Consider the following 6449-nt stretch of genomic DNA (forward strand, 5'->3'; position numbering starts at 1 on the left):
TCGCTAAAGCAGGCTGGCCACCGGGGCGCCGGGGGCCAGATCCATGTCGCGGCGCAGCTGCGCACGCGCACGGGCCAGCCGAGACATCACCGTGTTCACGCCGCAGCCGATCTGCCGGGCCAGCGCGGCAGGGCTCGTCTCCCCCGACATCACCAGCGTGATCAGCCGGGCCTGATCGGCGGGCAGGCGGCGGATGGCGCCGCGCAGATCGGCCAGCGCCAGCGTGCCGAACACCTCGGGGTCGACGCTGGGCCCTTCCTCGGCCTCGTCCAGCGGCAGATGCGGTGTGCGGCGCAGGCCCTGACGGTAAAGGTTGCGCAACGCGGCGCGCGCATAGGCGCGCAGATCCTCGACGGCGGCCACTTCGGCGCGGCGGCGCCAAAGGCGCAGCAGCGTTTCCTGCGCCAGATCCTGCGCTTCGGTTTCGCTATCGGCCAGCCGCCGGGCAAGGCGCATCAAATCGGGGTGCAGCCCCGCTAAAATCTGGGGGAGGGAGTGGGAATTCGCCACAATGCAGGGCAGGGGCATGGATTCGGCCTTTCAGGCGTTCGTTGCTCTGCCGTGCATGTTGGATGTCTTGCGCGCCGCTGCAATCCAGAGAATTTCCGCCGATGCCCCGATCAGCGCCTTTTTGCGCGGAGCGGCGCCGGCCTGGCCCGTCCAAATCGGCGGGCTATCGCCAAAAATCAAAATAAGTGTCTGACATGGGACGCAAATCACGGCTGGTGCGTCTTGTGATATGAAGCGGGCAATGCAGCCCCTTCCTAAAGCACACGACTATAGGAGAGACACAATGACCAAGTTTATCGCTTCCATCCTGGCCGCAGGCGCACTGGCAACAACAGCATTCGCAGCTGGCACGCTGGCCGACATGGACACCAATGGCGATGGCCTGCTGACCGTCGAAGAGGTTCAGGCCGCATATCCCGAAATGACCGCCGAGCAGTTCAGCGAAGCAGACGCAAACGCCGACGGCGCCCTTGACGACGCCGAGCTGACAGCCGCGCAGGACGCTGGCCTGATCCCCGCCAACGAAGGCTGAACCAGATAGCCCGGCGGCGCGTGTCCCGCGCCGCCGGACGCCTTGGTTTTCCCCGCGTCCTGGTTTCTTCTCCAAAAGATAATTGACGCGCGGAAAAGGTGGTCGCAGGGCTTGCCCGTAGGGGCGCGCCTTGCGGCGCCACTTTGTTTCAGCACGCAACGGGTTGGCAGGCAACGGACGGTGCTGCACCCGATCCCGAAGACCCCGCGCAGAGTGAAGCTCACCCCGCGCGAAGTATGCTATTTTGGTGCCGCGCGCCGCACCATTCCGAACAGGTCGCGCGGATCGTCCGGGTCGGCCAGCATGTCCAGATCCAAAAAGAACTCTGTGCCTTCGATATGTTTGCGCACGTAGCGCAGGGCGCTGAAATCTTCGGTCGCAAAGCCGACGGAATCGAACAGCGTAATCTGCGCGTCGCTGGTGCGGCCCTTGGCGGCGCCGGTCATCACCTGCCACAGCTCGGTCACGGGATGATCTTCGGCCATCTGCTGGATCTCGCCCTCGATGCGGGTCTGGGGCGGGAATTCGACGAAGATATCGGCCCGGTCCAGAATGGCGGGGGCCAGCTCGGTCTTGCCGGGGCAATCGCCGCCGATGGCGTTGATATGCACGCCCGCGCCGATCATGTTATCGGTCAGGATGGTCGCATATTGCTTGTCGGCGGTGCAGGTCGTGATGATCTGCGCGCCTTCCATGCTGGCCTCGGCGCTGTCGCACTCGACCACGTTCAGGCCCAGACCGGCGAGGTTCTTTGCGGCCTTTTTCGTCGCTGCCTTGTCAATATCGTAGAGGCGCACGTTCTTGATGCCCACGATGGCCTTCATCGCAAGGCTCTGGAATTCGGACTGCGCGCCGTTGCCGATCATTGCCATGGTATCGGCGCCCTTGGGCGCAAGGTATTTGGCCACGAGCGCGGATGTGGCGGCCGTGCGCAGCGCGGTCAGAATGGTCATCTCGCTCAGCAGCACCGGGTATCCGTTGCCGACATCGGCCAGCAGGCCAAAGGCGGTGACGGTTTGCAGCCCCTGCTTGGTATTGCTGGGGTGGCCGTTCACGTATTTGAAGCCGTACACCTCTCCATCCGAGGTGGGCATCAATTCGATCACGCCTTCGGCGGAGTGGCTGGCAACGCGGGGGGTCTTGTCGAACAGCTCCCAGCGTTTGAAATCCTCTTCGATGTAATCGGCAAGGCCGATCAGCATCTGCTCGACCCCGATATGGTGGACCAGCTTCATCATGTTGTCGACGCTGACAAACGGCACATAGGCCTTGTCGGAGGGGGGAAGGATACTCATTTTGCGGCCTTTTCTGAGGATGTGTTACGTTTTGCCAAATGCAGTCCGGCGATCATGCAGCGGACCGATCCGCCGGCGGATTCGATGGTGGGTATGTCCAGCGGCACGATGCGGGTGGACCGTTCGATCATCGCGATCTGGCCCTTGTCCAGTGCGGCCAGCGCGCGCGACGACATCGCCGTCATCAGCCCGGTGGGGGTGCTCAGCTCAATCGCGTTGCCGGCGAACTGCGCGATCTGCGTATGGGTCAGATCAATCACATCGCGGCCCGGCTCGGCCAGACGTTCGGCGATTTCGGCGCGGCGGGCGGTGTTTTTGATCATGTCGAGGCTGACCATCGCGAAATGCGTACCGATCGTCATGATAACGTTGGTATGATAAACAGGCGCGCCGTCCTCGTCCACGGCGTCGAACACCATCGGCTCGTAGCCGAAATTGGTGCAGAACCGCTCCAGCAATATGGGATCGGCGCGGTGCGAGCGGGCGACATAGGCGATGCGCCCGATATGGTCGATCACCATCGCACCGGTCCCCTCCAGCGCCATGCCGTCCTGCTCCAGCCCCGAGTAATCGGTGACAACCTGCACGCGGTAATCGCGTTTCAGCATTTCGATCACATCCTCGCGCCGCTCGCGGCGGCGGGAGGGGACGAACATCGGATAGATCGCGACATGGCCGCCGGGATGCGTGGAAAACCAGTTATTGGAAAACACCGCATCGGGCGTGTCGTCGCGTTCGTCCTGAAAGACGTGCACGCCGACGCCCTCATCGCCCAACCGCTGCACGGCGCCGTCGAATTCGCGCCACGCGTTCGCGGCAACCTCGTCATCGGTCATGGACAACAGCGATTGAAACCGGTTGTCTGCGGCGGTTTCGGGGTTTGGATGAAACCGGTTGGGCCGGATCATCACCACGTTTGCGGGGGCCTGAACCGTCATGAGAAGGCCCTTGTGGGTCGGTCGAACACCCGCCGTCCCAGCGCCGATGCCGCCAGATCAACCATCACCTGCGCGGTGCGGCCGCGATCATCCAGAAACGGGTTCAGCTCAACCAGATCGAGCGATGTCATCAGCCCCGCGTCACAGATCATCTCCATCGCCAGATGCGCCTCGCGCATGGTGGCGCCGCCGGGAACGGTGGTGCCGACGGCAGGCGCGAAACTGGGATCGAGGAAATCCACATCCAGCGACACATGCAACATGCCGCCCGCCGCCTCCACATCCTTCAGGAACGCGGCAAGGGGGCGCGCGATGCCGTTTTCGTCAATGCTGCGCATGTCGTGATAGCGCACGTCGGTCGCCTGCATCGCCTCGCGTTCGTCCGGATCGACCGATCGCAGGCCCAGCAGGCAGATATTTTCATGCGGCACAGGGTTGGCAACCTCGGGGAAGCCGTGAAACCCCGCGCGCCCGGTGACATAGCCCAGCGGCGCGCCGTGCAGATTGCCCGATGCCGTGCTTTGCGGTGTGTGGTAATCGGTATGCGCATCCAGCCACAGCACAAACAGCGGCCGGCCCATTGCGGCGGCATGGTTTGCCGCGCCCAAGACCGAGCCAAGCGCAAGCCCATGATCGCCGCCAAGGAAGATGGGCAGGCCGCGCGGCAGCGCCTCGGCGGCAGCGCGGGCAAGGGCAGAGGTCCAGCCGATCATCTCGGCGGGGGCGTAAAGATGATCCGGCAGGTCCGGGTGCGCCTCGGCCGGGTCGGGGACGACATTGCCGATGTCGATCACGTCATGGCCCAGATCCGCCAGCGCCGGGCCAATGCCCGCCACACGGTAGGCGTCGGGGCCCATCAGGCAGCCCTGGCGCCGCTTGCCGCTGTCCATGGGCGCGCCGATCAGAATGCAGGTCTTGCCGGTCATGTCGCTCTCCTATTGCGTTTGAGGCAATGTGTTGCGCAAACGGGGCGGATGGAAGTGGACAATTTGCACAAATGGGAACAAGATTGTGCGAAACGGAAGGCAAGGGTGGCGATATGGACGAAACCGATCAGGCGTTGATCTCGGCCCTCAGGCACGATGCGCGTGCGTCGCTGTCCGATCTGGCCGGGGCGCTGGGCGTGTCGCGCACAACCATACGCTCGCGCATCGAGCGTTTGCAGCGCAGCGGCGAGATTGTCGGGTTTTCGGTGGTGCTGAAGGGGGACGCGGCGCGCGATCCGGTGCGCGGACTGATGATGCTGGGGATCGAGGGGCGCGGCACGGACCGTATCCTGCGCCAGCTGAACGGCCTCAGCGCCGTGCGGGCCAGCCATACCACCAACGGGCGCTGGGATATCATCGTCGAAATCGGCGCGCCGACACTGGAAGAGCTGGACCGCGTCCTGAGCCAGATCCGCCGCATGGACGGGATCGTCAGCAGCGAAACCAGCCTGCTGCTGAGCACGCGCAAATCGGCAGGTTAGCGACCGGTCAGCGTCGGGCCGCCATGCCCCACATCACCGCCAGCGCCAGCGATGCCAGCATGTTCCAGCTGGCCATCGACAGGCCCAGCATTTGCCAGACAACCGCGTCGCATTTCACCATGTTCAGCGGGCCGTCAAGGCGCAGCAGATCGCCGCCACCCCCGCCCGAGCAGGAGGATGGACCGGCCCACCAGCCCCGCTCGACCCCGGTGTGATAGGCGCCGATGCCGGCCGAAATCAGCACGGCGAGCATCCCCAGCCACGGCATGACGCGCCCGTGCGACCAGCGCCCCAGCGCCAGCGCAAACAGGCCGATCAGCGCGGCAGTGGCATGCGGCCAGCGCTGCCACAGGCACATCTGGCAGGGCGCCAGCCCGCCCAGATGCTGAAACCCCAGCGCCGTCAGCAAAAGCCCCAGCGATCCAAGCGCGGCCAGGGCGATCCATGCGTTACGGGTCATATTACAACACCTTTACCAACAGGAAGCCTCCGACAAGCGCGGCAAAGAACAGGACGAACATAAGTCCCAGACGCCGCTCGACAAAGTCGCGGATCGGCGCGCCGTATTTCCACAGCAGCGCCGCAACAACGAAAAACCGCAGGCCGCGCGCCAGTAGCGAGGTCAGGATGAACGTGCTCAGCGCCATGCCGGTCCAGCCGGACATGATCGTAATCACCTTATAGGGAAACGGCGTGACGCCTGCGGCCAGCACGGCCCAGAACCCCATATCGTTGAAGCGCGTGCTGAATTCGGCCATCGCATCCGCCTTGCCCAGCGATTCCAGTATCGGGCGGCCCAGCTGCTCGAACGCGAGCGATCCGATCGCGTAGCCGGCCAGCCCGCCCAGCACGGAGGCCAGCATCGCCAGTCCGGCGATGGCCCAGGCGCGGTGCGGGCGGGCCAGGATCATCGGGATCATCAAAACGTCCGGCGGGATCGGAAAGACCGAGCTTTCGATGAAGGCGACAGCGGCCAGCACCCACATTGCGCGCGGGTGTTCGGCCATGGCGATGGTGCGATCATATAGGCGTCGTATCATCGGCGGCGCGCGCTCCGTATCTGGCGGGTTGCAGCGGCTCAGACCATGTGCGGCGGTGCCGGTCAAGCCCCAGCGCCGCGCATCACGCAAATGCGCGCGCCGCCACATCCGCAGCTAAAAAACCCGCGCGGCAGGGCTGGACGCGCGCCGCGCCCTTCGCTAGATGTTTGCGCAGTGCGCCCAAGTGGCGGAATGGTAGACGCAGGGGATTCAAAATCCCCCGCCGCAAGGCGTGCCGGTTCGAGTCCGGCCTTGGGTACCACCTTGTTTTTGCAGGGTTTTCCGCGATATTCATGTTGGGGACGTCTGGGGAATGTGCCCAGACTCCCACACCAGACTCCCACATCAAGATTCGGCCCGTCGTAACTGCGCGGTGCGGGAAAGAGCTCTACGACTCGCTTCTTTGCGATACTTGGCAACCGTTTCGGGGCTTTGACCCGTCACTGCTTGGATTTCCGCATCGGAGCAACCGGCTTCAGCAAGCTCAACGCACGCCCGTTTTCTGAGCCCATGAAGACTGTAGCGTTTTGCGTCATCGTCTGTTGATTGTCATTGAGAACTGACCCGGCACCAGCAGAAATTGTCATTGAGAATTGACCCATGTGCAACCTTGCCGCGGCTTGAATCAGCTGGGGGCGCATGGAGTGATAGACATGGGATTTTTGA

9 protein-coding genes and 1 tRNA gene are annotated in these 6449 nt (G+C 63.9%); 3 read left to right on the forward strand and 7 right to left on the reverse strand.

What is annotated here, in order from left to right:
- Positions 1-3: 3 nt before the first annotated feature.
- Positions 4-528 (reverse strand): RNA polymerase sigma factor, encoded by a 525-nt coding sequence (locus DQ230_RS10985; protein ID WP_113912638.1) that lies wholly within the window; start codon positions 526-528, stop codon positions 4-6.
- A 265-nt stretch (positions 529-793) separates the two neighbouring features.
- On the opposite strand from DQ230_RS10985, the gene DQ230_RS10990 reads away from it, so the two are divergent.
- Positions 794-1042 (forward strand): EF-hand domain-containing protein, encoded by a 249-nt coding sequence (locus tag DQ230_RS10990; RefSeq protein WP_113912639.1) that lies wholly within the window; start codon positions 794-796, stop codon positions 1040-1042.
- Between the two features lie 239 nt (positions 1043-1281).
- On the opposite strand, the gene DQ230_RS10995 is transcribed toward DQ230_RS10990, so the two are convergent.
- Genes DQ230_RS10995 through rocF form a run of 3 tightly spaced genes read right to left on the reverse strand, consistent with a single transcriptional unit; the run spans position 1282 to position 4201 of the window.
- Complete coding sequence (locus DQ230_RS10995) at positions 1282-2337, reverse strand: ornithine cyclodeaminase (protein WP_203228053.1); 1056 nt, start codon at positions 2335-2337, stop codon at positions 1282-1284.
- The gene (gene ctlX / locus DQ230_RS11000) at positions 2334-3275 is read right to left on the reverse strand and encodes a citrulline utilization hydrolase CtlX (protein ID WP_113912640.1); all 942 of its coding nucleotides are present in this window, start codon (positions 3273-3275) and stop codon (positions 2334-2336) included. The genes DQ230_RS10995 and ctlX overlap by 4 nt, the downstream gene beginning before the upstream one ends.
- Positions 3272-4201 carry an arginase gene (gene rocF, locus DQ230_RS11005; RefSeq protein WP_113912641.1) on the reverse strand — a complete coding sequence of 310 codons (930 nt, stop codon included), beginning with the start codon at positions 4199-4201 and terminating at the stop codon, positions 3272-3274. The genes ctlX and rocF overlap by 4 nt, the downstream gene beginning before the upstream one ends.
- 113 nt (positions 4202-4314) lie before the next feature.
- Here rocF and DQ230_RS11010 point away from each other — a divergent pair, with 113 nt between their 5' ends.
- Positions 4315-4743, forward strand: coding sequence for an Lrp/AsnC family transcriptional regulator (locus DQ230_RS11010; protein WP_113912656.1), 429 nt, complete (start codon positions 4315-4317; stop codon positions 4741-4743).
- Positions 4744-4750: 7 nt separating this feature from the next.
- On the opposite strand, the gene DQ230_RS11015 is transcribed toward DQ230_RS11010, so the two are convergent.
- Positions 4751-5203 carry a disulfide bond formation protein B gene (locus tag DQ230_RS11015; protein WP_113912642.1) on the reverse strand — a complete coding sequence of 151 codons (453 nt, stop codon included), beginning with the start codon at positions 5201-5203 and terminating at the stop codon, positions 4751-4753.
- 1 nt (position 5204) lies between these two features.
- Complete coding sequence (locus DQ230_RS11020) at positions 5205-5783, reverse strand: YqaA family protein (RefSeq protein ID WP_113912657.1); 579 nt, start codon at positions 5781-5783, stop codon at positions 5205-5207.
- A gap of 178 nt (positions 5784-5961) precedes the next feature.
- Between DQ230_RS11020 and DQ230_RS11025 the strand changes: the two genes are divergently transcribed.
- Positions 5962-6045, forward strand: a tRNA-Leu gene (locus DQ230_RS11025).
- Between the two features lie 178 nt (positions 6046-6223).
- On the opposite strand, the gene DQ230_RS17250 is transcribed toward DQ230_RS11025, so the two are convergent.
- A partial coding sequence (locus DQ230_RS17250) for a hypothetical protein (RefSeq protein ID WP_203228054.1) occupies positions 6224-6449 on the reverse strand: 226 nt, incomplete at its 5' end.

Source organism: Roseovarius dicentrarchi (assembly GCF_003316635.1).
Taxonomy (GTDB): Bacteria; Pseudomonadota; Alphaproteobacteria; order Rhodobacterales; family Rhodobacteraceae; genus Roseovarius; species Roseovarius dicentrarchi.